The sequence below is a fragment of the Nocardioides acrostichi genome, from assembly GCF_015319165.1.
GTDB lineage: Bacteria > Actinomycetota > Actinomycetes > Propionibacteriales > Nocardioidaceae > Nocardioides > Nocardioides acrostichi.
Genome location: NZ_JADIVZ010000016.1, coordinates 20,071 through 40,783, shown reverse-complemented (window position 1 = coordinate 40,783; position 20,713 = coordinate 20,071). Strand labels below are relative to the sequence as shown.

Annotated in this window: 21 protein-coding genes; 6 read left to right on the top strand and 15 right to left on the bottom strand. The window is 72.1% G+C overall.

Annotation, left to right across the window (positions count from 1 at the left end):
• Positions 1-71: 71 nt before the first annotated feature.
• The 6 genes from hemB to ISG29_RS19495 form a co-directional block, all read right to left on the bottom strand.
• Positions 72-1,079: a porphobilinogen synthase gene (gene hemB / locus ISG29_RS19520; RefSeq protein WP_194505129.1), complete on the bottom strand. Its 1,008-nt coding sequence runs from the start codon at positions 1,077-1,079 to the stop codon at positions 72-74.
• A 4-nt stretch (positions 1,080-1,083) separates the two neighbouring features.
• A complete protein-coding gene (locus tag ISG29_RS19515; RefSeq protein ID WP_194505128.1) occupies positions 1,084-2,772 on the bottom strand; it encodes a bifunctional uroporphyrinogen-III C-methyltransferase/uroporphyrinogen-III synthase in 1,689 nt (562 codons plus the stop codon).
• The gene (gene hemC / locus ISG29_RS19510) at positions 2,769-3,755 is read right to left on the bottom strand and encodes a hydroxymethylbilane synthase (RefSeq protein ID WP_407940249.1); all 987 of its coding nucleotides are present in this window, start codon (positions 3,753-3,755) and stop codon (positions 2,769-2,771) included. Before hemC ends, ISG29_RS19515 begins: the two co-directional genes overlap by 4 nt.
• Before the next feature lie 35 nt (positions 3,756-3,790).
• Complete coding sequence (locus ISG29_RS19505) at positions 3,791-5,119, bottom strand: glutamyl-tRNA reductase (protein ID WP_194505126.1); 1,329 nt, start codon at positions 5,117-5,119, stop codon at positions 3,791-3,793.
• Complete coding sequence (locus ISG29_RS19500) at positions 5,116-5,799, bottom strand: redox-sensing transcriptional repressor Rex (RefSeq protein ID WP_407940247.1); 684 nt, start codon at positions 5,797-5,799, stop codon at positions 5,116-5,118. The genes ISG29_RS19505 and ISG29_RS19500 overlap by 4 nt, the downstream gene beginning before the upstream one ends.
• Before the next feature lie 211 nt (positions 5,800-6,010).
• A complete protein-coding gene (locus ISG29_RS19495; protein WP_194505124.1) occupies positions 6,011-6,259 on the bottom strand; it encodes a glutaredoxin family protein in 249 nt (82 codons plus the stop codon).
• Between the two features lie 72 nt (positions 6,260-6,331).
• Here ISG29_RS19495 and ISG29_RS19490 point away from each other — a divergent pair, with 72 nt between their 5' ends.
• The 3 genes from ISG29_RS19490 to ISG29_RS19480 all read left to right on the top strand — a co-directional run bounded on the left by ISG29_RS19490 (position 6,332) and on the right by ISG29_RS19480 (position 9,562).
• Positions 6,332-7,216, top strand: coding sequence for an HAD family hydrolase (locus ISG29_RS19490; RefSeq protein ID WP_328829920.1), 885 nt, complete (start codon positions 6,332-6,334; stop codon positions 7,214-7,216).
• Positions 7,217-7,332: 116 nt separating this feature from the next.
• Positions 7,333-8,151, top strand: a complete 819-nt coding sequence (locus ISG29_RS19485; protein WP_194505122.1) for a sigma-70 family RNA polymerase sigma factor — start codon at positions 7,333-7,335, stop codon at positions 8,149-8,151.
• Between the two features lie 139 nt (positions 8,152-8,290).
• Complete coding sequence (locus tag ISG29_RS19480) at positions 8,291-9,562, top strand: DUF5667 domain-containing protein (RefSeq protein ID WP_194505121.1); 1,272 nt, start codon at positions 8,291-8,293, stop codon at positions 9,560-9,562.
• Between the two features lie 169 nt (positions 9,563-9,731).
• Here the strand turns inward: ISG29_RS19480 and ISG29_RS19475 are convergent, their stop codons facing one another.
• From ISG29_RS19475 to ISG29_RS19460, 4 genes are all read right to left on the bottom strand, one after another.
• Positions 9,732-10,958, bottom strand: a complete 1,227-nt coding sequence (locus ISG29_RS19475) for a lysophospholipid acyltransferase family protein (protein WP_194505120.1) — start codon at positions 10,956-10,958, stop codon at positions 9,732-9,734.
• The gene (locus tag ISG29_RS19470) at positions 10,951-12,054 is read right to left on the bottom strand and encodes an NAD-dependent epimerase/dehydratase family protein (RefSeq protein ID WP_194505119.1); all 1,104 of its coding nucleotides are present in this window, start codon (positions 12,052-12,054) and stop codon (positions 10,951-10,953) included. The genes ISG29_RS19475 and ISG29_RS19470 overlap by 8 nt, the downstream gene beginning before the upstream one ends.
• Before the next feature lie 95 nt (positions 12,055-12,149).
• Positions 12,150-12,251, bottom strand: coding sequence for a 30S ribosomal protein bS22 (locus ISG29_RS19465; RefSeq protein ID WP_008356322.1), 102 nt, complete (start codon positions 12,249-12,251; stop codon positions 12,150-12,152).
• Between the two features lie 137 nt (positions 12,252-12,388).
• A complete protein-coding gene (locus ISG29_RS19460) occupies positions 12,389-12,592 on the bottom strand; it encodes a helix-turn-helix domain-containing protein (protein ID WP_194505118.1) in 204 nt (67 codons plus the stop codon).
• A 385-nt stretch (positions 12,593-12,977) separates the two neighbouring features.
• Between ISG29_RS19460 and trpS the strand changes: the two genes are divergently transcribed.
• The gene (gene trpS, locus ISG29_RS19455) at positions 12,978-13,958 is read left to right on the top strand and encodes a tryptophan--tRNA ligase (RefSeq protein WP_194505117.1); all 981 of its coding nucleotides are present in this window, start codon (positions 12,978-12,980) and stop codon (positions 13,956-13,958) included.
• A 129-nt stretch (positions 13,959-14,087) separates the two neighbouring features.
• Here the strand turns inward: trpS and ISG29_RS19450 are convergent, their stop codons facing one another.
• Genes ISG29_RS19450 through ISG29_RS19440 form a run of 3 tightly spaced genes read right to left on the bottom strand, consistent with a single transcriptional unit; the run spans position 14,088 to position 16,836 of the window.
• The gene (locus ISG29_RS19450; RefSeq protein WP_194505116.1) at positions 14,088-14,855 is read right to left on the bottom strand and encodes an SDR family oxidoreductase; all 768 of its coding nucleotides are present in this window, start codon (positions 14,853-14,855) and stop codon (positions 14,088-14,090) included.
• Entirely contained in the window at positions 14,852-16,249 is a 1,398-nt protein-coding gene (locus ISG29_RS19445; protein WP_194505115.1) for a GntP family permease, read from the bottom strand. The genes ISG29_RS19450 and ISG29_RS19445 overlap by 4 nt, the downstream gene beginning before the upstream one ends.
• A gap of 32 nt (positions 16,250-16,281) precedes the next feature.
• On the bottom strand, positions 16,282-16,836 hold the full coding sequence (locus ISG29_RS19440) for a gluconokinase (RefSeq protein ID WP_328829915.1): 555 nt from the start codon (positions 16,834-16,836) through the stop codon (positions 16,282-16,284).
• A gap of 121 nt (positions 16,837-16,957) precedes the next feature.
• On the opposite strand from ISG29_RS19440, the gene ISG29_RS21775 reads away from it, so the two are divergent.
• Complete coding sequence (locus ISG29_RS21775; RefSeq protein ID WP_194505114.1) at positions 16,958-17,665, top strand: FadR/GntR family transcriptional regulator; 708 nt, start codon at positions 16,958-16,960, stop codon at positions 17,663-17,665.
• Between the two features lie 228 nt (positions 17,666-17,893).
• On the top strand, positions 17,894-18,829 hold the full coding sequence (locus ISG29_RS19430) for a PDDEXK family nuclease (RefSeq protein ID WP_194505113.1): 936 nt from the start codon (positions 17,894-17,896) through the stop codon (positions 18,827-18,829).
• 116 nt (positions 18,830-18,945) lie between these two features.
• Here the strand turns inward: ISG29_RS19430 and proC are convergent, their stop codons facing one another.
• Together proC and ISG29_RS19420 are read right to left on the bottom strand one after the other, a co-directional pair.
• Complete coding sequence (proC, locus tag ISG29_RS19425; protein ID WP_194505112.1) at positions 18,946-19,761, bottom strand: pyrroline-5-carboxylate reductase; 816 nt, start codon at positions 19,759-19,761, stop codon at positions 18,946-18,948.
• Positions 19,762-19,771: 10 nt separating this feature from the next.
• Entirely contained in the window at positions 19,772-20,707 is a 936-nt protein-coding gene (locus ISG29_RS19420) for a proline dehydrogenase family protein (RefSeq protein WP_194505111.1), read from the bottom strand.
• Positions 20,708-20,713 lie beyond the last annotated feature (6 nt).

Genomic DNA, 20,713 nt, shown 5'->3' with positions numbered 1-20,713 from the left:
GCATTTCTCTGGGCGACCCCTCGCGGGACGATTCGCGACCCCTCGCGGGACGATTCGCGACCCCTCGCGGGTCAGGCGGTGAGCAGGCGCGCGGCCTCGACGGCCCAGTAGCTGAGGATGACGTCGGCGCCGGCACGGTGGATCGAGCCGAGGGTCTCGAGGATCGCGGCCTCGCGGTCGATCCACCCGTTCGCCGCCGCGGCCTCGACCATGGCGTACTCGCCCGAGACGTTGTAGGCCGCCACGGGCACCTCGACGGCGTCCCGCACGCGCCGGATGACGTCGAGGTAGCTCAGGGCCGGCTTCACCATGACCAGGTCGGCGCCCTCTTCGATGTCGAGCAGCGCCTCGCGCACGCCCTCATGGGCGTTCATCGGATCCTGCTGGTAGGTCTTGCGGTCACCGGTCAGGGAGGAGTCGACGGCCTCACGGAAAGGCCCGAAGAACGCCGAGGCGTACTTCGCCGAGTAGGCCAGGATGCCGACGTCGTGGTGCCCGAGCGCGTCGAGCGAGGAGCGGATCACGCGCACCTGGCCGTCCATCATGCCGCTCGGACCCACCATGTCGACGCCGGCGTGTGCCTGGGCCAGCGCCATCTGCGCGTACACCGAGAGGGTGCGGTCGTTGTCGACCCGTCCGTCGGGCGTGAGCACGCCGCAGTGACCGTGGTCGGTGAACTCGTCGAGGCACAGGTCACTCATCACGGTGAGCTGGTCGCCCACCTCGCCGACGACGTCGGTGATGGCCAGGTTGAGCACGCCCGCGGGATCGAGCGCACCCGAGCCCTCGGCGTCCTTCTCCTCCGGGACGCCGAACAGCATGACGCCTCCCAGCCCGAGCTCGGCGGCCTCCTCGACCGCCTCGAGCATGCTGTAGCGGGTGTGCTGGACCACGCCCGGCATCGAGCGGATGGGCTGCGGCTCGGTGAGGCCCTCGCGCACGAACAGCGGCAGCACCAGCTGGCGCGGGTGCACCTGCTGCTCGCGCACCATCCGGCGCAGGGCCGGCGTGGTGCGCAGGCGGCGCGGCCGCACGACGGGCGGCACCACGGGTGCCGGGATCGGGTGCTCGGCCGTCATCGGCTCACTCCGCCTTGCGGCGGCGCGCGGTGGTCTTGCGGTCCGACGGCTTGGTGACCGGCAGGCCGGCCTCGACGAACTCGGCGCGACGGGCGGTACCGAAGTCGGCGAGCGCCTCGACGAGCACCTCGACGTCGGGCGCCGACGCCATCACGTCGACGCGCAGCCCGTGCTCCTCGGCGGTCTTGGCGGTCATCGGCCCGATCACGGCGATCACCGTGGAGGGGTGCGGCTTGCCGGCGATGCCGACCAGGTTGCGCACCGTCGAGGACGACGTGAACACCACGGCGTCGAACCGGCCGGACTTGATGGCGTCACGCGTGGGCGCCGGCGGCGGCGAGGCGCGCACGGTGCGGTAGGCGGTGACGTCGTCGCACTCCCAGCCCAGGTCGACGAGGCCGGCCACGAGGTTCTCGGTGGCGATGTCGGCGCGGGGCAGGAAGACCCGGTTGATGGGGTCGAGATCCTGGTCGTACTCCGGCCAGATCTCCAGCAGCCCGGCGGCCGACTGACCCGCCGACCCCTCGGCCGAGGGCACCAGGTCGGGGCGCAGACCCCACGCGGCGATCGCCGCGGCGGTCTTGTCGCCGACGGCGGCGATCTTCAGGCCCGAGAAGGCGCGCGCGTCGAGGCCGTACTCCTCGAACTTCTCACGCACCGCCTTGACCGCGTTGACCGACGTGAAGGCGATCCACTCATAGCGCCCCTCGACCAGGCCACGCACGGCCTTGTCCATCTGCTGGGGGTTGCGCGGCGGCTCGACCGAGATGGTCGGCACCTCCTCGGGCACCGAGCCGTAGCCGCGCAGTGCCTGGCTCAACGAGCCAGCCTGCTCCTTGGTGCGCGGCACCAGCACCCGCCAGCCGAACAGCGGCTTGGTCTCGAACCACGAGAGCGTCTCGCGCAGGTCGACGACCTTGCCCACCACCACGACGGCCGGCGGCGCCATCCGGGCACCGCGCACGTCGGCGGCCACGTGCTCCAGCGTCGAGCACACCGTCGACTGCTCGGTGGTGGTGCCGACGCGGGTCACCGCGACCGGGGTGCTGGCCGCACGACCGGCCTTGACTAGGGCGGCGGCGATGTCGGCGATCTGACCGAGGCCGGAGAGCAGCACCAGCGTGCGGTCGTCGCCGTAGGCCGACCAGTCGACGTTGCCGTCGCAGGTGACGACCTCGACGCAGCGGTGGTCCTTGGTGGTCAGCGGGATGCCGGCGTAGGCAGGCACCGCACCGACCGACGAGACGCCGGGCACGATCTCGAAGCCGATGCCGGCCTTGGCGCACGCCTGGGCCTCCTCGGGGCCGGAGGCGTAGACGAACGGGTCGCCGCTGATGAGCCGGACGACGCGCAGGCCGCGCTTGGCCTGCTTGACGACGAGCTTGGCGCGCGCCGCGTAGGTGAGTGGCTGACCGTCCTGGCCGAACCCGCCGTCGACGAGCTCGGGGCCGTCGACGGCGTCCGGGCCGGTCTCCTCGGGGAGGCCGAGCAGCGAGCGCACCATCGCCTCGTGCTCGGGCGCCTCGGTCACGACGAGCTCGGCGCGCTTGATGACCTCGACGGCCCGCACGGTGAGCAGCTCGGGGTCACCGGGGCCGGTGCCGACGAAGGAGACGGTGCCGAGGGCACGGGGGGCGGCGGGCTTCTTGGTGCCGCGGGCGGTGCCGGCGGAACCGTTCGAGGAGCGCGTCATGCGTGGGGTACCTCATCTGTGTCGCTGGTGCTAGCCGGACCTGGCTGGTCAAGCTGTCCTGCCCCCTCGGCGAGCATCTCGCCGCCGAGGCGGGTGCCGACGCCCACGGCGTCGGCCACGCTGCCGGTGGCGGACATCCGCACCGAGAGCGTGCCGTCGGCTGACAGCGCGATCGCGCGCAGCCACAGTTCGGGCGACCCCTCGGGGTCGTCGAGATCGTCGGCCTCGACCACGTCGGCCAGCGCCCCGATGGGCGCCGAGCAGCCGCCCTCGAGGGTGGCGAGGACGGCGCGCTCGGCCGTCACGGCCGCGCGCACGTCGGGCTCGTCGAGGGGCGCGAGCAGGTGTCGGAGCTCGGTGTCGTCGTCGCGGCACTCCAGTGCCAGGGCACCCTGGCCCGGCGCGGGCAGCATCTGCAGGGGGTCGAGCACCTCGGTCGCCTCGTGGAGCCTCTCGATACGGGCCAGACCGGCCCGCGCGAGCACGACCGCATCGAGGTCGCCTCGGGTCACGGTGCCGATCCGGGTGTCGACGTTCCCACGGATCGCGACCACCTCCAAACCGAGGCCGAGCGCGTGCAGCTGGGCGGCACGCCGGGGCGAGCCGGTGCCGATGCGCGAGCCGACGGGCAGCTCGCCGAGCGTCAGCCCGTCACGGGCCACGACGACGTCGCGGGGGTCCTCGCGACCCGGCACGGCCACCAGCGTGATGCCGGGCTCGGGGGCGGTGGGCAGATCCTTGAGCGAGTGCACGGCGAGGTCGACCTGCCCGGCCAGGAGCGCCTCGCGCAGGGCGCTGACGAAGACCCCGGTGCTCGCGCTGCCGACCAGCGAGGTGCCGGCGGCCTGGCTGCGGTCGCCGTCGGTGGTGATCTCGACGAGCTCGGCCGGGTGACCGGTGCGGGCGGTGACCAGGTCGGCCACCCACTGCGACTGGGTGCGGGCCAGCAGCGAGCGGCGGGTGCCGATGCGCACCGTGCGCAGGCCGGTGTCGGCGGCGGCCGACACGCTGGTGGCACTCATGCGAGACCTCCCTCGCGGCGACCGGGCTCCTCGGGCATGTCGGGTCGGGTCACGGCGCTGACGGCATCGGGATCGAGCGAGAACAGCTCGGCCAGCGCCGCGGCGTAGGACACGGCGCCGTCGGCGTTCGCGAGCTCGCGCACCCGCACGGTCGGCTGGTGCAGCAGCTTGTCGGCCACGCGTCGCAACGTGCGCAGCACCTCGCGCCTGGCTCCCTCGTCGAGGGTGACGAGGCGGTGGTCGAGGCGTTCCATCTCGGCGTCGACCACCGCGGTGGCCATCGACCGCAGCGCCACGACGGTGGGCGTGACACTGGCCTGGCGGCGGGCGGCGAGGAACGCGGTGACCTCCTGGGCCACGATGTCGCGGACCGCCTGCACCTCGGCGCCGGCCGCCGACCCGTGCAGGTCGGCGGCGAGCGTGCCGAGGTCGATCAGCGTGACGCCGGCGAGGTCGCCGACCGCCGTCTCGACGTCGCGCGGCAGCCCGAGGTCGATGACCGCGAGCGGACCGTCGGTGTCGCGTCGCGCGGCCGCCACGAGCTCGGCGGTCACGGTGGCGCCCGTGGCGCCGGTACAGGTGAGCAGCAGGTCGCAGGCCGCGAGCTCGGCGGCGAGGTCGGCCACCGGCGCCGGGCGGGCGTCGTACTCGCGGGCCAGCCGCTCCGCGTGCGCGGGCGTGCGGTTGAGAACGACGATCTCGGCCGCGCCCTGCCGACGCACGGTCGCTGTCGCGAGGCCGGCCATGGCACCGGCGCCCAGCACCGCCACGCGCCGCTCGGCGGCGGGCGGCAGCAGGGATCCGACCCGGCGCAGCGCGGCGTCGACCAACGACGGTGCCGCGCGGTCGATGTCGGTCTCGGCCCTCGAGCGCTTGCCGACCCGCAGCGCCTGCTGGAAGAGGGTGTTGAGGGCAGGCCCCACGGTGCCGAGCTCCTGACCCAGCCGCAGCGCCTCGCGGGCCTGGCCCAGGATCTGCCCCTCGCCCACGGCCATGGAGTCCAGGCCGGCGGCGACCTGGAAGAGGTGGGAGACGGCGCCGTCGTCGTAGTGCACGTAGAGGTGCGGGAGCATCGACTCGGTGGTCTGCCCCGACCGCTCGACCAGCAGCGTGGAGAGCTCCTCGACCGAGCCGTGGAATCGATCGACCTCGGCGTAGATCTCGAGCCGGTTGCAGGTGGAGATCACGGCGGCCTCGACGACGTGGCTGCACCCCGCGGCCGCTCCGACCAGCTTGCCCACGGCCTCGGTGTCGGCGGCCGAGACCTGCTCGAGCAGGTCCACCGGTGCGGAGATGTGGGAGATGCCCACGACGAGGACGCTCATGCGGTCACCTCGTCGTCGAGCGCGTCGGGCTGGGCCTTGCGCTGTTCGTGGTAGGCGAGGATCTGGAGCTCGATGGAGAGGTCGACCTTGCGCACGTCGACGCCCTCGGGCACGGCGAGGTGAGTGGGGGCGAAGTTGAGGATGCTGCGCACCCCGCTGACGACCAGCGCGTCGGCCACCGCCTGCGCGGCCGGCGCCGGGGTCGAGATGACGCCGATCGCGACGCCGTGCTCGGCCACGATGCCGGCGAGCTCGTCGAAGGGCCGCACCGCCAGGCCGGCGACGACCTCGCTCTGCCGCTGGGAGTCGGCGTCGAGCAGGGCGACGACCCGGAAGCCGCGGGAGCGGAAGCCCGAGAAGTTGGCCAGCGCCTGACCCAGGTTGCCGATGCCCACGATGACGACGGGCCAGTCGTGGGTGACACCGATCTCGCGGGCGATCTGGTAGCGCAGGTACTCGACCTCGTAGCCGACTCCGCGGGTGCCGTAGCTGCCCAGGTGTGAGAGGTCCTTGCGCAGCTTCGCGCTGTTGACACCGGCGGCGGTGGCCAGCTCCTCGCTGGAGCAGGTGACCTGGTCGGCCTCGGCCAGCGCCGTGAGTGCACGCAGGTAGAGCGGGAGCCGTGCCACGGTCGCCTCGGGGATGTCCCGAGCCGCCTCGGCGGGGGTCCGATCGCTCACGTACATGCTCCTGACGAGCCGCCCGGCGGAGCAGGAACGGGTCTTCTCCCGAGCCTCGCGGCCCCGACGGCTCGCTCACTGTAGGAGTTTGTGAACGGGAGAACAAACCGACGGCGACGCCCTGCTAGCACACGTGATCTGGGCCACGCGCACCGGGCTCGGGCGAGGATCCGGGCCGGTGATGACGGACCCGGAATCGGCGGCCCGCCGGCTACTGGGCGAGTGCGGCTCGTAGCCGCTGGGCCGAGACCCGCCAGAAGTCGTGCTGGGCGCCGTCGACGAACGTCACCGGCACCTCGTCGGAAAACCGCCGGCGCAGGTCGGGCGCCAGCTCGGGGTCGGTGTCGACGTCTCGCTCCTCGAACCCCTCGCCCAACTCGTCGCACACCGCGCGGACGACGGCGCGGGCGTCGTCGCAGAGGTGGCAGCCGGCGCGGGTGTAGAGGGTGACGCGGGGCACCTCCCGATGGTCGCACGAGGCGCCGCCCGGCAGCCCCTGGGGCGCCGTCGCGCGAGGTCATACGCTGTGCCGGTGACCCCGCCGCCCGACCGTCGCGCCGTCCCGAACCTCAAGCGTCGCTCGACGCTGGCCGGGGAGGCCGCCGCCGCGGCCGCCGAGGTCGAGCAGGCGCTCGACCACCCGCTCGACCCGGGCGCCGCAGCCTTCTTCGACGTCGACAACACGGTCATGCAGGGCGCCTCCATCTTCCACTTCGCGCTCGGGCTGTACCGGCGCAAGTTCTTCACCACACGCGAGATCGCGGCGGCCGCCTGGAAGCAGGCCTACTTCCGCATCGCGGGGGTCGAGGATCCCGACCACCTCGCCGACGCGCGGTCCGATGCCCTGAGCTTCATCGCCGGTCACACCGTGGCCGAGCTCGAGGAGCTCGGCGAGGAGATCTTCGACGAGGCCATGGCCCACCGCATCTGGCCCGGCACCCGCGCCATGGCGCAGATGCACCTCGACCGCGGCGAGCGGGTCTGGCTCGTGACCGCGGCCCCCATCGAGATCGCCCGCATCATCGCGCGACGCCTCGGGCTCACCGGCGCCTTGGGCACGGTCTCCGAGCATGTCGACGGCGTCTACACCGGGCAGCTGGTGGGCGAGATGCTGCACGGTCCGGCCAAGGCCGAGGCAGTCCTCGCCCTGGCCGAGCGCGAGCGCCTGGACCTCTCCCGCTGCTCGGCCTACTCCGACTCGGCCAACGACCTGCCGATGCTCTCGCTCGTGGGCCACCCCACGGCCGTCAACCCCGACGGGCGGCTGCGGGCGCACGCCCGCCAGCACGGGTGGAAGATCCGCGACTACCGCACGGGGCGCAAGGCCGCGCGCGCGGGCCTGGTGGTGAGCGCCGCGGCCGGCGCCGTGGGCGGCACCGTGGCCGCCGGCGTGGCCCTGCGGGGCCGGCGCGGCTGACGCGCGCCGGTCGCGGGCGGCGATCACGAGTTCACGAGAACCGGTTCCACCGCGGCCTGATCCGGCGTACCCTCGCACCATGCTTCGTGGGGGAAGCAAGCGGGAGGAAACCTACGATGGCGCTGGACGACGCCTACCGGGCGCGCGGCCTCGAGGCCCTGCGCGTCGCCGTTGCGCGCGCCCTCCTCGACCTGCTGCCGCCGCTGGGGCCGACCCCGGCGCTGGCGGGCGGTGCCTTCGGGCGGGCCGGCGCCCAGCCTCGGCCCGGCCTGGGCACGCTGGCGGAGGCCGCCGTCGAGAGGCCCGAGGAGAGCTTCTCCGACCGTGACTCCTCGCGCGGGTTCGGTGACGCCGGGCTGGCGGCGTCCTCGGAGGACGACGAGGCCGACCGCGAGCGGCTGATCGCCCTGGTCGAGTTGGCTCGCGGTGGCGATTCCGAGGCGTTCGGCCTGCTCTACGACCACTACCAGGGGTCGGTCTACCGGTTCCTCTTCTACCGCACGCGCTCGACGCAGCTCGCCGAGGATCTCACCTCGGAGACCTTCTTCCGGGCGCTGCGTTCCATGCAGAACTTCCGCTGGCAGGGCAAGGACTTCGGCGCCTGGCTCATGACGATCGCCCGCAACCTGGCCACCGACCACTTCAAGGCCGGCCGGACCCGCCTCGAGATGACCACCGAGGACATGGGTCAGCACGACGACGCGACCGAGGGGCCGGAGCAGGCCGTGCTCGCTCAGCTGACCAACGAGATCCTCGTCGAGGCCTTGGCCCAACTGCCCGAGGAGCAGCGCGACTGCCTGGTGATGCGCTTCCTCCAGGGCATGAGCATCGCCGAGACGGCCGCCGTGCTCGGTCGCAGCGACGGCGCGATCAAGCAGCTCCAGCTACGCGGCGTCCGCAACCTCGCCAAGCTGATGCCCGAGGGGGTCCGATGACCCACCAGACCCCCTCTTGCAAGCGGTTGCACAAACTGGCCCGTCCGGCCGTAACCACCGACCCCGCCGCGTCGTTGAGCAGCATGTCGAGGCACTTCGCCCCGGCACCCATCTCTTCTTCGCAGACAGGAAACCACCGATGAGTCCCGTGTTCGCGGCGCGCCGGCGCGCTGAGGACTTCGACGCCCTGGTCGAGGCAGCGGCCTCCAGCAGGCCCGTCGAGGATCCTCGCTTCGCCGAGTTGCTCGAGGTCGTGTCGGCGCTGCGCGCCGCCCCGGCCCCGGAGCCGCGGCCGGCTTTCGTGAGCAGTCTGCGCGAGCGCTTGATGACCGCGGCCGAGACCGAGTTCGTGCCGGTCGCCGCCGACCCCAGCAGGGCGCGACTCACCGTCACCTCGTCGCGCAGGAGCCCGCGCGAGCGACGCATCGCCGCATACGTGGGCAGCCTCGCGATCGTCGGCGCCAGCGCCGGCATGGCCGCGGCCTCCCAGTCCGCGCTGCCGGGCGACGTCCTCTACCCGCTGAAGCGGGCGATCGAGAACGTCCACACCTCGCTGACCGGCGACGAGGCCGCCCGCGGGTCGGTGCTGCTCGCCAGTGCCACCGACCGCCTCACCGAGGTCCAGGATCTCAGCAACGTCGACTCCCCCGACGCCACGCGCATCGCGCAGACGCTGGAGGAGTTCACCACCCAGACCACGCAGGGCTCCGAGCTCATCATCGGCGGCTTCACGCAGTCGGACTCCACCAGCCAGGAGCCGTCCATCTCGGCGCTGCGCGACTGGACCGCCGCGAGCATGTCGACCCTCAACGACGTGGCGCCGAGCCTGCCGGCCAGCGCGCAGTCGGCGCTGGTCGACGCCGCGAACCTGCTTGCCGAGATCGACCTCACCACGCAGTCGCTGTGCCCCACCTGCACCGGCGACTCGATCGACCAGATGCCGAAGTTCCTGGCCGGGGCCGCCGAGAAGGTCGCCTCGTCGATGCCCCTGGGTGCCTCGGCCTCCTCGAGCGCATCGCCCGACGCGCTCGACCCGGTCCTGCAGCCCGACGGTTCGCCGTCGGCGTCGACGCTCGACCCCGTCGTCGAGCCGCCGGGGTCCGACGACTCCTCCTCGGCCGGCACCGACCCGACCGCGAGCGACCCGACCTCGACTCCCGACGGCACCGATCTGCTGGGCGACCTCCAAGACGTCTTCCCGAGCGACTCCACCACCTCCGGCGGGGGCCTCGGCAACCTGCTGGGCGGCGGCACCACGTCGGGCGGCACCAAGTCCGGCGGCACCAAGTCCGGCGGCACCAAGTCGGGTGGCACCAAGTCGGGTGGCACCAAGTCCGGCGGTGGCAGCACCTCGGGTTCCGACCCCCTCGGCGACCTCGTCGACGGCCTCTCCGACCCGCTCACCCCCTGAGCCACCCGCGAGGGGTCGCGAATCGTCCCGCGAGGGGTCGGGAATCGTCGCCCGAGGGGTCGCGAATCGTCCCGCGAGGGGTCGCGAATCGTCCCGCGAGGGGTCGGAAATCCTCGCCCGAGGGGTCGGGTATTGACCCGCGAGGGGTTGATCGTGCGCCCGGCTGGGCTCAGCGGAAGATCGACTCGCGCTGCATCAGCAGCGAGTAGAGCGTCTGCTGGATCGTCTCGCGCACCTGGTCGGTCACGTTGAAGACCAGCATCGGGTCGTCGGCCGCGCCGTCGTCGTACTCGTCGGTGCGGATCGGCTCACCGAACTCCAGTAGCCACTTCGAGGGCAGCGGCACCAGCCCGAGGGGGCCGAGCAGCGGGAAGGTCGGCGTGATCGGCAGGTAGGGCAGACCCAGCAGCCGGGCCAGCGACGGGATGTTGGCGATGCGGGGGTAGATCTCCTCCGCGCCGACGACCGAGAGCGGCACGATCGGCACACCCGTGCGCAGCGCCGCCGACACGAACCCGCCGCGACCGAAGCGCTGGAGCTTGTACCGCTCGGAGTAGGCCTTGCCGATGCCCTTGAAGCCCTCGGGCCACACCCCGACGAGCTCACCGCCGCGCAGCATCCGCTCGGCGTCCTCGTTGCAGGCCAGCGTGGCGCCGCCCTTGCGGGCGAGGGTGGAGACGAACGGCGTCTTGAACACGAGATCGGCGCCGAGCGCCCGCAGGTGGCGACCGGTGTGGTCGTAGATCGTCGACATCGTCATGAGTCCGTCGACCGGGATCGTGCCGGAGTGGTTCGACACCAACAGCGCCCCGCCGTCCGCGGGGATGTTCTCGATGCCGCGCACCTCGATGCGGAACCACTTCTGTGCGATCGGGCGCAGGGTGGCCAAGATGAGGTGCTGGCTGAGCTGGGCGTCGAAGCCGTACTCGTCGATCGTGTAGTCGCCGGTGACCCGCCGGCGCAGGAACGCGAGGAAATGTGCGAGCTGGGTCTCCCACTCCTCACCGAAGACCTCGCGCGAAGCGTGCTGGAGCGCGCCGAGGATCTCGGCGCTCGAGATCCCTCCGGACGCCGCCGCGGCGACGTCCTCGGTGCGCACGGGCTCGCGCTTCTCGAGCCCGGGGGTGCTCTCGACCTGGGACGGCGGCACGCTCGCCGCCGGCTCGGCGTGCGGCGACTCGGCGCCGGGCCTCGTGGCCGGTGCGATCGATGCCGGCTCGTCGGCCGCCTTCCTCGGTGCGGCAGCCTTCTTCGCAGAGGCCTTCTTGGCGACGGCCTTCTTGGCGGCGGGTCGCGATCCGCCGGCCAGGCTGCGCGACGCCGACGAGGGCTTGCTGCCAGTGCCTCGGCCTGGGCGGCCGCGGGTTCCGATCGGGATGATCTCGGCGTCACCCATGGTCTGCTCCTGCGGTGCGGGCCGCCGGCGTGGGCAGCGGGCGGAGGGCGGGCGGGGCCGTCTCCTCGACGTCGGGGAGTGCCTTGGCGAGCTGGGTGAGCATCCGCTCGCTGCGCCCGCCGGTCGGCGTGAGCGTGGTGGCGAAGTCGGCGAGCGCCTCGGCCGTGGTCATGGTGGGCTGGAAGCCCAGCTGGGTGCGCATGCGGGAGGTGTCGACACCGCGACCGAAGGTGAGCAGGCCGAGCTGCTCGGGCGAGAAGTCGGCGACCCGCGCCTGGCGCAGCGCCTTGCCGAGCCGGCCGACGGCGAATCCGGGCAGCGGCACCATGGGCCGCTGGAGCCGGCGCAGTGCTTGCGTCAGCGAGACGATGCCGTCGCCGGCCACGTTGAAGGTGCCTGAGACGTCGGCGCACACGGCGTGCCGGAGCACACCGAAGAGATCCTGCTCGTGCAGGAACTGCAGCCGCGGGTCGTGGCCCACGACGACCGGCACCACCGGCAGCCGGAAGTAGGAGGTGAGCGGACTCACCACGTGCGGTCCGATGACGTTGGCGCAGCGCAGCGTGGTGACGCGCACGTCATCGCGGCGCCGCGCGAAGCCGCGCACGTAGCCCTCGATCTCGGCGACGTCCTTCGCGTAGCCCGACGTGGGCGCGCGACGCGGCTCCATGTCCTCGGTGAACATCGCAGGGTCGCGACTCGAGGCGCCGTACACGGTCGTGGTCGACTTCACGATCAGCCGACGCAAGCTCGGGGCCCGCTGGCAGCCGGCGAGCAGCTGCATGGTGCCGATGACGTTGAGCTCTTTCATCGTGTTGCGGCCGCCCGCGCTGCCGGGGGTCGCGATGACGCTCATGTGGACGACAGTGTCGACGTCCTCCTTCGCGATCACCTTCGCGATCACGGGGTTGCGAATGTCGGCTCGCACGAAGGAGACCGAACCCATGTCGCCGCGCGGGGGTACGACGTCGACGCCGATGACGCGCGCAACGTCGGGGGCTGCGGCGACCTGGCGGGCGAACTTGCGTCCGAGGTCGCGGGAGACCCCGGTGACCAGCACGACCTTGCCGTCACTCGTTCCGGAGTCGGCCCCCATGACAGCCCCCAACACTCAAGCGGCAGACCTCTGGGGCCCGCGGCTGGCGAAAGACGAAATCTGCGGTGCCGGCGGGGCGCTGCGCCCCGCGCGGCTCACTTGCCGAGCTTGCGACGCTGGACGCGCGTCTTCTTCAGCAGCTTGCGGTGCTTCTTCTTGGCCATGCGCTTGCGGCGCTTCTTGATGACCGAACCCACGGGTGATCCTCCTAGCGGCGGTGCATCCCGCGCAGTGGCGCGGGATCGCCACAGCCTATCGGCCCGGGGCCAGGACCGGAGAAACGGCGCCACTGGGTGGGCGTCGGCCCCGCTCCCGCGGAGCGGGCCGCCCGTGGTCAGCCGGCGTTGAAGAAGCTCTTGCGCAGGTACTCGTCGACCGCGTCCTCGCGCACGCGAAACGACCGACCGACCCGGACGGCGGGCAGTTCGCCCCCGTGCACCAGGCGGTACACCGTCATCTTGGAGACGCGCATGATCTGCGCGACCTCGGCCACGGTGAGGAACGTCGCGTCGGCGGCGTCGCCAGAGGGGTTGACCATGAGGCACCGTCTTTCCATGCGACCGCCCACCGGCTTCCCCACCGGTGATCCATCGGCCGCACCGCAAGCGACAATAGAGGGCTGTGTGACTGGTGGGGAAGAGAACGATGAGAGTGATCTGAGTTTTCTCGGCGTGTCGGCTTGAACCATCGCGAGTCACCTGATTCGGGGCTCGCTGGTCCAGACCACCCGAGCCGAGCTGGTCTGCTAGGTTCTGCGCGTGCACAGCGATCGCGTCGTCCCCCTCCTCGGGGCGTGGTGGCCCGCCTGATCGGCGGCCCATCGATCCTGCACACTCCTCTCCACGGCCGCCCACGGGCGGCCTCTTTGCTCTCGCGTGCCGGGAGTGGCGCCGTCTTGGGCTCTCACCAGAACGGACACCTCCATGACCCGGCCCACCTCCCGCACGCTCTCCCTCCTCACCCCCTCGGGTCACCTGACCCTCGGCAACCTCCTCGGCGCCTTGCGCCCGATGGCCGCTCGCGCCGCCGATGTCGGGGCCGATGCGTTCTACGGCGTCAGCGACCTGCATGCCCTGACGACGCCCCACGACCCCGTGGCGCTGCGCGAGCGCAGCACCGAACTGGCGACCCTGCTGCTGGCCGCGGGCCTGGACCGGGCCACGCTGTTCCGGCAGAGTCGGGTGCCCGCACACCGATCGTTGGCCTATCTGCTGGAGTGCACGGCGCACACAGGCGAACTGTCACGGATGATCCAGTTCCGCGAGAAGGTGCGCAGCGGGTCCGAGGGGTCGGCCCGGGTGTCGCTGTTCACCTACCCCGTGCTCATGGCGGCCGACATCCTGCTCTACCGGCCGGCCGCGGTGCCGGTCGGCGACGACCAACGCCAACACGTCGAGCTCGCCCGCGACCTGGCGCAACGGTTCAACCATGCCTACGGGCCGGTCTTCACGGTGCCCGAGCTCGTCACCCCGCCCCTGGGCGCCCGGGTGATGGACCTCGCCGAGCCGACCCGCAAGATGAGCAAGTCGGCCGGCGCCGCCGGCTCGATCTACCTGCTGGACTCCCCCGACCTGGTGCGACGCAAGATCGCGCGGGCCGTGACCGACTCCGACACCGGGACCGGCGCCGTCCGGGCCGACCGGAACGCCAAACCGGGGGTCACCAACCTCCTGGAGATCCTCGAGGCGTGCGGCGGCTCGGCGGCCGGCGTCTCGACCTACGGCGCGCTCAAGAAGAACGTCACCGAGGCCGTCGTCGCCGTGCTCGAGCCCGTGCGGCGACGCTACGCCGAACTCACCGCCGACCCCGCCCACGTCACGGCCGTCTTCGCCGACGGCGAGGCGCGGTGTCGCGCCCTCACCGAGCCGGTCCTCGCCGCCGCCGAGGCTGCCGTCGGGCTCTGAGGCGCCTCCCCGGGTCGGTGGGGGCGGGCGGGCGAATTCACCGGACGTCCGGTGAATTCGCCCCTGGGACGGCGAAGTTCCGGCGTCCCAGGGGCAGGCTCGCCGTCCCACCCCCGGCGGCGCGAGGTGTCATACGACCGAGGTGAGCCCGCCGTCGACGTAGAGCACCTGGCCGCCCACGTAGTCGCTGGCCTGCGAGGCCAAGAACAGCACGGGCCCGACGAGGTCGGACGGCGCGCCCCACCGACCAGCGGGGGTGCGGCCGCGCAGCCAGGCGTCGAAGTCGGGGTCGGCCACCAGGGCGGCGGTCATGTCGGTGTCGAGATACCCGGGGGCGACGGCGTTGACCTGGACGCCATGACCACCCCACTCCGCGCACATCGCCTGGGTCAGCATCCGCACGCCGCCCTTGGCTGCGGCATAGGCGCCGATACCGGGGCGGGCCAGGGAGGTCTGCACGGAACCGACGTTGACGATCTTGCCGCTCCCGCGGGCCACCATGCCCCGCGCGACGGCCCGGCCGACCAGGAAGACGCTGGTGAGGTCGGCGTCGATGACGCGCTGCCAGTCCGCGGCGTCGATCTCCAGCAGGGGTTCGCGATGCTGGAGGCCGGCGTTGTTGACCAGCACGTCGAGATCGCCGACCTGGCGGAGGATCCGCCCGATCCCGGCCTCCACCGCCGAGGGGTCGGCGACGTCGAAGGCCTCTGCCTGCACCCGATCGGCGCCATGGACGGCGGCGAGCCGGTCGACCGCGGCGCTCAACCGGTCGACATCGCGCCCGTGCACGACCACCCGGGCGCCGGCGCCGGCCAGACCGTCGGCGAGCGCGAGGCCGATGCCGCGGCTCGATCCCGTGACCAGCGCCGTCCGCCCGTGCAGGTCGAAGAGACTCATAGCGATCCGACGGCGAACAGCGCGGTGCCCACGACGAAGCCGACCACGCCCAGCAGCGCCTGGCTCACCGTCCACGTGCGCAGAGTGGTGGCGGTGTCCATGCCCAGGAACCGGCTGACCAGCCAGAATCCGGAGTCGTTGACGTGCCCCGCGAACACCGAGCCGCCGGCCAGTGCGATCACCATCGCCGAGAGCTGCACCGTGGTGAGGGAGGAGTCGGCGAGCACGGCCGGCTGAATGAGCGCGGCACCGGTGGTGAGGGCGACCGTGGCCGAACCCTGGGCGATCCGCACGATCGCCGCGATCAGCCAGCCGGCGACCACGAGGGGAAGTCCGAGGTCGTTGAGGGAGTCGGCCACCGCACCGCCGATGCCGCTGCTGCGCAGCACGCCACCGAACATACCGCCGGCTCCGGTGATGAGGATGATCGCGCAGATGGGGGCGAGCGCGCCGTCGACGACCGACTCCACCAGGGCGCGCGGCCTGCCCACGCTCCACCCCAGCACCCACATGGTCACGAAGACCGTGATGAGCAAGGCCACGGGCGTCTCGCCGAGCAGGCGCAGGATCTGCACCCAGGTGTCGTCGAGCGAGACCGTGCCGGCGGTGGCGAGGGCGTTGAGCCCGGTGTTGAGGAAGATCAGTACGAGCGGGAGGGCGAGCAGGCCGAGCGTGGTGCGCACCGACGGGCGGCTGGCGAACTCCTGCTCGGCGTCGTCGCGACCGGAGAGGATCTCGGGCACGGGCAGGTCGTAGCGCCGCCCGACCCAGCCGCCGAACACCTTGCCGACCAGGTACCAGCCGGGGACGGCGGCGAACAGCGCCAGCACCAGGGTCAGACCGACGTCAGCGCCGAGCAGCCCGGACGCCGCGACCGGGCCGGGGTGCGGTGGCACGAACACGTGCATGGCCGAGAACGCGATGACGGCCGGGAAGGCGTAGACGAGCACCGACCCGCCCAGCCGGCGGGCGACGGCGAAGACGATCGGCAGCATCACGACCAGGCCGGCGTCGAAGAAGATCGGGAAGCCCATCAGCAGCGAGGCGACACCGAGCGCCACCGGCGCGCGGCGCTCGCCGAAGCGCTGCACCAGCGACTCGGTGAGCACCTCCGCTCCGCCGGAGAGCTCCAGCATGCGCCCGAGCATCGCGCCTAGGCCGACCAGCAGAGCGACGGAGGCGAGGGTGCTCCCGAAGCCGCTGGTCATGACCGGCACCACCTGGTCGGGTGGCACGCCCGTGGCGAGGGCCGTGAGCAGACTGACCACCACGAGGGCGAGGAAGGCGTGCACGCGCGCCCCGATGATGAGCACGAGCAGCGCCGCGACGGCGGCGGCAGCGATGCCGAGCAGCGCGGGCGTGGGCAGTGTCCAGGCGAGTTGTAGGTCGTCCATGGTGCTTCTCCAAAGGTGTGTCGGTCGGGCCGTCAGGCGTTCGGTCGTGGGGCGAGGGCCGCGGAGAGCTCGTCGACGATGGCGTCGACGGGGCGTGCCACGTCGACGACGACGCCCGGCTCGTCGTCGGCCAGGGGCTCGAGGACGGCGAACTGGGAGTCCAGCAGCGAAGGCGGCATGAAGTGCCCCGGACGGCTCGCCTGCCGGCGGGCGATCACCTCGCGCTCGCCGTCCAGATGCAGGAACGTCGTGTCGGGTGCCTGCCGACGCAGCACGTCGCGGTAGCTGCGCTTGAGGGCCGAGCAGCTCATGACGCCACCGGTCGGATGGGCGGCCAGCCAGGCGCCGATGGTCTCCAGCCAGGGCATGCGGTCGTGGTCGTCGAGCGGCACGCCGCGGCTCATCTTCTCGACGTTCGAGCGTGGATGCAGGTCGTCGGCGTCCTCGAAGGCGACGCCGAGGCGCCCGGCGAGTGCCGCCCCGACCACGGACTTTCCGGAGCCGGAGACGCCCATCACCACGACGGCGCCTCGGCCCGTCGGAGGGGCGGGGGTGGAGGCGGGGGTGGAGGTGGAAGGGTCGGGCATCGGTGCTCCTGGTCGCGATCGCGGCATGGTTGTGACGGCGATCACGCTGCCCTAAAAAGCATACGATTACAAGAGGATTGACGGATAGATCTTCTTTAATTGGGGATGAGACAGTGTTCCCGTGACGAATACGAGCCCGAACGGACGCCACGGCGACGTCGTCGACGCCTTGGGCGCCGCTGTGGTCGCCGGCGATCCGCCGGCCGGCTCGGTGCTGACCCTCGACCTCGTGGGCGAGCGCTACGACGTGTCGCGCAGCGTCGCACGCGAGGCGGTCCGGGTCTTGGAGTCGATGGGCCTCGTGGCCTCACGGCGCCGCGTCGGCATCACGGTGCAGCCGCGCCTCTCCTGGCACGTGTTCGACCCGCGCGTCATCCGGTGGCGGCTGCGCAGCGGCGACCGCGCAGCCCAGCTGCTCTCACTCTCCGAGCTGCGTCGTGGCATCGAGCCGGAGGCGGCGGCGCTCGCCGCGCGCCGCGCCACCTCGGGCCACTGCCGCGACCTCGCGGCCGCTGCCTCGGACATGGCGGTGCACGGTCGCACCGGCGACCTGCGGTCCTACCTCGATGCCGACCGCGCGTTCCACCGCACGCTGCTCGAGGCCAGCGGCAACGAGATGATGCGTGCCCTGCACGGGCTGGTCGAGGAGGTGCTCGCCGGCCGCACTCAGCACGGCATGATGCCGGCACGCCCCAACCCGGCCGCCATAGCGCTGCACGACGACGTCGCCCGCGCCGTCAGGCTCGGCCAGCCCGACGTCGCAGAGTCCGCCATGCGCGCCATCATCGACGAGGCAGCTCACGCCCTGCGCGCCGAGCACGGGGAGTAGCGGCGGCCGCGGCGGGGGGCGAATTCACCGGACGTCCGGTGAATTCGCCCCCGGGACGACGAAATTCCGTCGTCCCGGGGGCGGGATCGCCGTCCCGGCTCCACGGACGGGGGTGTGCACGACGCGCTCGCCGTCCACATCGGGCGCTCGAGCAGGGTTTCTCCACAAGCATCCGGCCGTGCAGGCGGTCGCCGGGCTGACGCGGAGGAAGGTGGTCCCATGAGTCCAGTGAGCTCTCCACCCGGCGACCCGGTCGTGCTTCGCAGAGACGTGCTCGCCTCGGGTGGGTCCGACAAGGAGTTGTACGCCTCGGTGCGGCGCGGCGATCTGGTTCGCATCCGGCAGGGCGCTTACTGTCCGGCGCCCATCTGGGAGTCCGCGAGCGCCGAGGAGCAACATCTGCTGCGCGTTCGCGCCGTCCTTCGTCAGTACGCGCCTGACGTCGCCGTCTCGCACCTCAGCGCCGCTGTGGCCATCGGCGCGCCGCTTCTCCAAGCGCTGCCCACCCAGGTGCACCTGACCCATCTCGACGCGACGGGAGACAGACACCAGGCCGCCGTCACGCATCATCGAGGTGCCTGCACCGTCGAAGACCTGGGTTGTTGGGAGGACCATTGGATCACCTCCCCCACCCGCACTACGCTCGATTGCGCCCGGTTGCTCGACCGCGATGCGGCCGTCTGCCTTCTCGACTGGATGCTCCAGCAGGGTCACACGACCAAGACCCTCTTGCGGTATCGGCTCTCGCACATGCGCACCTGGCCGAAGACGCTGGCCATCCGCCGCTACATCGACGTGGCCGACCCAGCCTCGGAGTCGGTGGGCGAGACCCTGGCGCGGCTGCTCTTCCTCGACCACGGGCTTCCCCTGCCTCGCACTCAGCTCGAGGTGTACGACCAGACGGGTCGCCTGATCGGGCGGCTCGACTTCGCCTGGCCGGAGCTCGCCACCGTGGTCGAGTTCGACGGGCGGGAGAAGTACACGCGCTACCTACGAGAAGGCGAGTCCGCGACCGACGCCGTGCTCCGCGAGAAGGCACGGGAGGACGCCATCCGCGAGGTCACCGGATGGACCGTCGTCCGCATCACCTGGGCCGACGTCGTCCACCGCCCGGCGCAGACGGTCGATCGGATCCGGCGCGCGATGGCCTCGAGAGCCGCCTGAGAGCGGCACCCGCGTCGCGCCACCCCTGGGCCCGGACGGCGAGTTTGCCCCCGGGACGGTGAAATTGCGTCGTCCCAGGGGCGAATTCACCGGACGTCCGGTGAATTCGCCAGCCGCTACGACCCCTCGGCCAGCTCCCGCGAGCGGTTGCGGGCGGCCTCCATGGCGGCGAGGAAGGCGGCACGCACCTTGTGCACCTCCAGCTCGCGCAGCGCGGAGGCGGTGGTGCCGCCCGGCGAGGTGACCTGCTCGCGCAGGACTGTCGGGTGGGTGCCGGTCTCCTGGAGCATCTTGCCGCTGCCGACGAGGGTCTGGATGACGAGGTCGGTGGCGGTGGCGCGGGGCAGCCCGAGGTGCACGCCGGCCTCGATCATCGACTCGACCACGAAGAAGATGTAGGCGGGGCCGGAGCCGGAGATCGCGGTGACGGCGTCCTGCTGCCGCTCGGGGATCCGGACGACGCGCCCCACCGATCGCATGAGGGCCTCGGCCTCGGCGAGCTGGGCGTCGGAGCAGTGCGACCCGGGCGAGACGCCGGCCATGCCCTCGTCGACCAGCGCGGGGGTGTTGGGCATGACCCGCACGACCGCGACCCCTTCGGGCACGTGCGACTCGATGAACGAGGTGGTGATGCCGGCGGCCAGTGACACGACCAGCTTGCCGGGGCGCAGCGCGGGGGCGATCTCGTCGAGCAGCTCGCCCATGTCCTGCGGCTTGACGACCACGGCCACGGTGTCGGCCCTCTCAGCGGCCTCGCGGTTGCCCACCACCGCCACGCCGTAGCGCTCCTCGAGCTCGCGGGCCCGCTCGGGTCGCTTCTCGCCGACGAGCAGCCGGTCGACGCGGCGCCCGGAGCGCACCAGGCCCGAGAGCAGCGTCTCGCCCATGACGCCGGCGCCGATGATCGCCGTCTGTGCCGCAGGGGTCGTCATGCCAGGGCTCCTACTTCTTCGAGATCAGCGAGGTGAGGAAGAACGAGAGGTTTTGCGGTCGCTCCGCCAGCCGTCGCATCAGGTAGCCGTACCACTCGGAACCGTAGGGCACGTAGACCCGCACGGTCTCCCCGGATTCCGCCAGCCGGCGCTGCTCCTCGGGCCGGATGCCGTAGAGCATCTGGTACTCGTAACTGCCCGGCTCGCGGCCGTTGCGCGCGGCGAGGGTGCCGGCGATGGCGACCATGCGCGGGTCGTGGCTGGCCACCATCGGGTAGCCCTGGCCGCTCATGAGCACCTTGAGGCAGCGCACGTAGGACTTGTCGACCTCGAGCCGCTCCTCGAAGGCCACGGACGCCGGTTCGGCGTAGGCGCCCTTGCACAGTCGCACCCGCGACCCCTCGTAGGCGAGCTGGTGACAGTCCTCCTCGGTGCGGCGCAGGTAGGACTGGAGCACGGCACCGGTCTCCGGGAAGTCCTGGCGCAGCTCACGCAGGATGCCGAGCGTGGAGTCGGTGGTGGTGTGGTCCTCCATGTCGAGGGTGACCGTGGTGCCCTGGTTGCGGGCGGCGCGGCAGATGCGACGTGCGTTCTCCAGCGCCAGCTGCTCGCCACTCTCACCCACGTACTGCCCGACTGCCGACAGCTTCACCGACACCTCGGCGCCGTGGGTCAGGCCGGCGTGCCCCAGCGCGGTGAGCGCGTCGAGGTAGGCCTCGACGGTGCGCTCGGCGTCGCCGCGGTCGGAGGTGTCCTCGCCGAGGTGGTCGAGCGTCACGTGCAGGCCGTCGGCGACGAGCTCACCGGCGGCGCGCACGGCGTCCGTCGTGGTCTCGCCGGGCACGTAGCTGCGCACGATGCCGGCGCTGACCGGCATCGTCTCGACGACCTTCTTCACACCGCCGCTGCGGGCGAGCAGGAGCAGGGGCTGACGCAGGAGGGACATGCCGAT

What these genes read in the sequence shown, in the direction of transcription:
- hemB (WP_194505129.1), bottom strand. Translation starts at nt 1,079, where the DNA reads ATGACGGCCGAGCACCCGATCCCGGCACCCGTGGTGCCGCCCGTCGTG.
- ISG29_RS19515 (WP_194505128.1), bottom strand. Translation starts at nt 2,772, where the DNA reads ATGACGCGCTCCTCGAACGGTTCCGCCGGCACCGCCCGCGGCACCAAG.
- ISG29_RS19505 (WP_194505126.1), bottom strand. Translation starts at nt 5,119, where the DNA reads ATGAGCGTCCTCGTCGTGGGCATCTCCCACATCTCCGCACCGGTGGAC.
- ISG29_RS19485 (WP_194505122.1), top strand. Translation starts at nt 7,333, where the DNA reads ATGGCGCTGGACGACGCCTACCGGGCGCGCGGCCTCGAGGCCCTGCGC.
- ISG29_RS19480 (WP_194505121.1), top strand. Translation starts at nt 8,291, where the DNA reads ATGAGTCCCGTGTTCGCGGCGCGCCGGCGCGCTGAGGACTTCGACGCC.
- ISG29_RS19475 (WP_194505120.1), bottom strand. Translation starts at nt 10,958, where the DNA reads ATGGGTGACGCCGAGATCATCCCGATCGGAACCCGCGGCCGCCCAGGC.
- ISG29_RS19470 (WP_194505119.1), bottom strand. Translation starts at nt 12,054, where the DNA reads ATGGGGGCCGACTCCGGAACGAGTGACGGCAAGGTCGTGCTGGTCACC.
- ISG29_RS19460 (WP_194505118.1), bottom strand. Translation starts at nt 12,592, where the DNA reads ATGGTCAACCCCTCTGGCGACGCCGCCGACGCGACGTTCCTCACCGTG.
- trpS (WP_194505117.1), top strand. Translation starts at nt 12,978, where the DNA reads ATGACCCGGCCCACCTCCCGCACGCTCTCCCTCCTCACCCCCTCGGGT.
- ISG29_RS19450 (WP_194505116.1), bottom strand. Translation starts at nt 14,855, where the DNA reads ATGAGTCTCTTCGACCTGCACGGGCGGACGGCGCTGGTCACGGGATCG.
- ISG29_RS19445 (WP_194505115.1), bottom strand. Translation starts at nt 16,249, where the DNA reads ATGGACGACCTACAACTCGCCTGGACACTGCCCACGCCCGCGCTGCTC.
- ISG29_RS19440 (WP_328829915.1), bottom strand. Translation starts at nt 16,836, where the DNA reads ATGCCCGACCCTTCCACCTCCACCCCCGCCTCCACCCCCGCCCCTCCG.
- proC (WP_194505112.1), bottom strand. Translation starts at nt 19,761, where the DNA reads ATGACGACCCCTGCGGCACAGACGGCGATCATCGGCGCCGGCGTCATG.
- ISG29_RS19420 (WP_194505111.1), bottom strand. Translation starts at nt 20,707, where the DNA reads ATGTCCCTCCTGCGTCAGCCCCTGCTCCTGCTCGCCCGCAGCGGCGGT.